The organism is Sandarakinorhabdus rubra (assembly GCF_010994245.1).
In the GTDB taxonomy this organism is placed as follows: domain Bacteria; phylum Pseudomonadota; class Alphaproteobacteria; order Sphingomonadales; family Sphingomonadaceae; genus Sandarakinorhabdus; species Sandarakinorhabdus rubra.
The window spans coordinates 1-3,469 of record NZ_WMHO01000248.1 but is presented as its reverse complement, the minus strand read 5'-3'; the positions used below and the strand labels follow the sequence as shown (position 1 = coordinate 3,469).

Sequence of the window (3,469 nt, the reverse complement as noted above, 5' to 3'; positions counted from 1 at the left end):
CGGCCGGCGGCAGCGGTTCCGGCGCTGGCGGGGGCGGCAGCAGTTCGGGCGCAATGGTGATGGCCATGGCGGAGGCGGCCGGCAGGCTGGCTGCCAGCAGCGCGGCGCACAACCGCATCATCCGATGGCGCTTCATCCCATGGCCCCTCATCCGATGGCCTCGCGGAAGCTCTTCAGATGGGCGGCGGCCTGACGTTTCAGATCCTTGCTCAGCATTGTGCGCGGGTGGAGTGAGGGGATCAGCCTTGCTTCACCCCAGTCGAACCAGCGGCCGCGGCTGCTGGCCAGCCGGGCCTCAGGGCCAGCCATTTCCGCCGCCAGCTGGCCCAGCGCCAGCACATGGCGGGGCGGGGCGAGCGCGAACAGGCGCTCCAGCACCGGGGTGAAGCGGGCGAGCAGGTTGGCCGTGGGTTCGCCGTCGCCAGGTGTTGGCCAGGCCAACCGGCTGACCAGCGCCACCCGGCTCCAGTCGAGCTCGATGCTGGCCAGCATGCGGTCGATCGTCTGCCGGTGCGCCGGTTCCTCGTCCGGCCGGTCGATCAGCACCCAGACGCGGGACTGGAGCGCACCTTCGAACAGCAGCGGCGGGCGGATGCGGGCATCCGGGAACTTGCCGAGCAGGGCCAGCAGCTCATCGGGCGACTGGCAGGCCAGCGCCGGGTGCGATGCAGCCGGATCGACAGCACGGCGCGGCGGCGGGGAGGGTGCGGCGGCCAATGTCTCCTGGGTGGGCGGTTCGGCCTGGAATGTCGCGTCTGCTCGCGGTGCTGCCAGCCACGGGCGCGGCGTGTCCGCCACGGGCACATCGCATCCGGCGGCGATCAGCCAGGCCAGGTCGGCCTGCGCCTCGGCAGCCGTGCGGGCGGCAGTGGTGCGAGCAGGGGGCGACATCATGTCGGTCACGGCTGGCACCATCAGCGACGGTGCGGCGGCTGGTCAAGGCCGGCCGGCCCGGCTATCTGATGAACCATGGCAAAGCCGCGCCAAGCCGGGGGCGGCGACGAGGATGGGGAACGACAAGGTGAGCGAACGCGAATCCATGCCCTATGATCTGGTGATCGTGGGCGGCGGGCCGGCGGGCCTTTCGGCAGCGATCCGGGCCAAGCAGGAAGCCCAGCGGCTTGGGGTCGAGCTTTCGGTGTGCATCCTCGAGAAGGGCTCGGAGATTGGCGCCCATATCCTGTCGGGCGCCGTGGTCGATCCGCGCGCCCTTGATGAACTGCTGCCCGACTGGCGCCAGGACAGCAGCTGCCCGATGACCGTGCCGGTGACCGAGAATCACCACTGGGTGCTGACCGAAACGAAGAAATATGAGTTCCCGCACGGCTTGCTGCCGCCGTTCATGCAGAACAAGGGCTGCTACACGGTCAGCCTGGGCAATCTCACCCGCTGGCTTGCCGGGCAGGCCGAAGCGCTGGGCGTCGAGATCTTCCCCGGATTTGCCGCTGCCGAAGTGCTTTACAACGACGATGGCAGCGTGAAGGGTGTCGCCACCGGCGACATGGGGATCGCGAAAGACGGTTCGAAGAAGGACAGCTGGACGCCCGGCCTCGAAATCCACGCCAAGTACACGTTCTTCGCCGAGGGTGCGCGCGGGCACCTGTCGAAGCAGATCATCAACCACTTCGATCTCAGGAAGAACAGCCAGCCGCAGATCTATGGCATCGGCCTCAAGGAATTGTGGGACATCCCGGCCGAAAAACATGTGCCGGGCCGCGTGATCCACAGCCAGGGCTGGCCGCTGAGCGACGCCAATGGCGGCGGCTTTCTCTATCATCAGGCCAATGGCCAGGTGGCGTTGGGCTTCTCGGTGTGGCTCAACTATGACAACCCGCACCTGTCGCCGTTCGAGGAGTTCCAGCGCTGGAAAACCCATCCGGCGATCCGCGAGATCCTGGAAGGCGGTCGCCGTGTCTCCTATGGTGCGCGCGCCATCAACGACGGCGGCTGGCAGGCGGTGCCCAAGCTCAGCTTCCCCGGCGGCGCGCTGATCGGCTGTTCGGCTGGCTTCCTCAACGTGCCGCGCATCAAGGGCAGCCACACCGCGATGAAGTCGGGCATGATGGCTGCCGAGTGTGCGGTGGCGGCGATTGCCGCCCAGCGCGGCGGTGACGAGTTGGCCGAATATGATGCCGCCTACAAGAAGAGCTGGATCTTCGAAGAACTGAAGATGGTGCGCAACGTGCTGCCGGCAGTGGAAAAGTTCGGCAATGTCGTTGGCACCGTGATGGGCGGCGCCATGATGTGGATGGAGTATCTGGGCTATGAACTGCCCTTCACCTTCAAGCTGACGTCGGACCACACGCACATGCGCCGCAAGGACGAGGCGCCGAAGATCACCTATCCCAAGCCCGATGGCGTCATCAGCTTCGATCGGCTGTCCTCCGTGTTCCTGTCGAACACCAATCATGAGGAAGACCAGCCCTGCCACCTGACGCTGAAGGACCCGAGCGTGCCGATCGAGGTCAACTATGCGCTCTATGACGAGCCGGCGCAGCGATACTGTCCGGCCGGGGTGTATGAAATCGTCGGCCAAGAGGAAAATGCGCCGCGCCTGCAGATCAACGCCCAGAATTGCGTCCACTGCAAGACGTGCGATATCAAGGACATGACCCAGAACATCAACTGGGTGGTCCCGGAAGGTGGCGGCGGACCGAACTATCCGAATATGTAATGCGCAGCGCGAGTCTGGCGGCGTACCGCCGCCAGACTCGCGCAAGCACGGCCGGGCTGGCGGCTGGTCCGCAGGCCAGCCGAACAGCTTCGACGACGCGGCTCTGCCGCGCCACTACTTCTACCTTCCACCACCACAAGCAGACTCGGCGGCTCCGCCGCCGGCCGCGCTACCCCGCGACCATCGGCACCCCTCGACAAGCCCGGTGTCCCCCTGCATCTTGCGGGATATGCGCTTTGCCGCCGCCATGTTCGTCTTCGCCCTTGCCGCGCCTGCCCACGCCGCCAAGCCGGTCCCGGCCATGGATTCAGCGCTGCATGCCTATGTGATCGGCCGCTATGCGGCGATCGACAACGAGGTGGCGCTGGCCGCCCGCCTGTTCGAGGAGGCGCGCGCCGCCAGCCCGGCCCCGGCCAGCGTGACGCGCCGGGCCTGGGAGCTGGCGATCATCGGCGGCGATCAGCAGCGCGGTTTCCAGCTGGCCCGATCGCTTGCCGCCAGCGGCGCCGGCGATGCCGAGATCAACATGACCCGGCTGGCCGAAGCGGTGATCCGCCGCGACTGGCCGCTGGCAGTCCGGCTGCGCCAGAGCCTGGGCGATCAGGGCTGGCCGCAGGTGGCCGGGCCGGTGATCGATGCCTGGCTGGCGGCGGCGCGCGGCGATGCGCCGGCGGCGCTGCTGCTGCTCGATCCGCAGCGCCACCAGGGCTTCATGCGCGCCTATGTGGCCGAGCAGCGCGCGCATCTCTTGGCCAGCCTGTCGCGCTGGGATGAGGCGGCGGCGGCCTATCGCCA

3 protein-coding genes are annotated in these 3,469 nt (G+C 67.7%); 2 read left to right on the top strand and 1 reads right to left on the bottom strand.

Annotation, left to right across the window (positions count from 1 at the left end):
• Positions 1 to 147: 147 nt before the first annotated feature.
• A complete protein-coding gene (locus GJV64_RS12695; protein ID WP_235927743.1) occupies positions 148 to 894 on the bottom strand; it encodes a uracil-DNA glycosylase family protein in 747 nt (248 codons plus the stop codon).
• A gap of 127 nt (positions 895 to 1,021) precedes the next feature.
• On the opposite strand from GJV64_RS12695, the gene GJV64_RS12690 reads away from it, so the two are divergent.
• The gene (locus GJV64_RS12690) at positions 1,022 to 2,674 is read left to right on the top strand and encodes an electron transfer flavoprotein-ubiquinone oxidoreductase (RefSeq protein WP_164157655.1); all 1,653 of its coding nucleotides are present in this window, start codon (positions 1,022 to 1,024) and stop codon (positions 2,672 to 2,674) included.
• A gap of 301 nt (positions 2,675 to 2,975) precedes the next feature.
• Positions 2,976 to 3,469 (top strand): hypothetical protein (locus GJV64_RS12685; RefSeq protein ID WP_205599628.1); only part of this gene is annotated, 494 nt, incomplete at its 3' end.

Coding starts and splice junctions, on each gene's coding strand:
- GJV64_RS12695 (WP_235927743.1), bottom strand. CDS start 894: ATGATGTCGCCCCCTGCTCGCACCACTGCCGCCCGCACGGCTGCCGAG.